At 48.3% G+C, this 625-nt stretch carries 2 protein-coding genes; both read left to right on the plus strand.

Annotated features, from left to right (window positions below):
- The coding region (locus tag A3763_RS08685) for a transposase domain-containing protein (RefSeq protein ID WP_197482861.1) at window positions 1–206 on the plus strand (206 nt) is incomplete at its 5' end.
- 101 nt (window positions 207–307) lie between these two features.
- A partial coding sequence (locus tag A3763_RS26940; protein ID WP_197475833.1) for a transposase zinc-binding domain-containing protein occupies window positions 308–625 on the plus strand: 318 nt, incomplete at its 3' end.

Genomic DNA, 625 nt, shown 5'->3' on the forward strand with positions numbered 1-625 from the left:
TAGGGCGAAAAAACTGGTTATTCTCAAACACCACTAGTGGTGCCCATGCCAGCAGTGTACTTTACAGTATTGTTGAAACAGCAAAAGCGAATAACCTCGTGCCATTCGATTATCTGCATCAGATTCTTAACGTATTGAGCGAGCGTGACGATGATGACACTCTGACAGCTCTGTTGCCCTGGAATGTTAGTTTAGAAGTTAGATGACAGGTGTGCTTCGCGTGACGCTTACAAAATTACGGCCAATATTCGCTAAGTGAAGCTTCTTCTATATGCTGTATGTATAAACAGTATCAAGGAGGATACTCATGTCACCGGCAAGGAATGTCTGGGCGAGTCAAGCACCATACTATGAACGCCATCAGCCCGAAAAGACGCTCCTCTATCAATTGGTTCAGGAACATTATCCTGTCTTTAAGTCCTCGTTGGAGGGTCAGGGACAAAGCTTGCCTCGTTACGTTCAGAGAGAGTTCGAAGATTTTCTCCAATGTGGTCGGCTGGAATATGGCTTTTTGCGTGTCCGCTGCGAGGATTGCCATCATGAACGATTGGTGGCATTTAGCTGCAAGCGCAGAGGGTTCTGCCCCAGCTGTGGTGCCCGCCGGATGGCGGAGAGTGCCGCGCTC

The organism is Oleiphilus sp. HI0128, assembly GCF_001635365.1.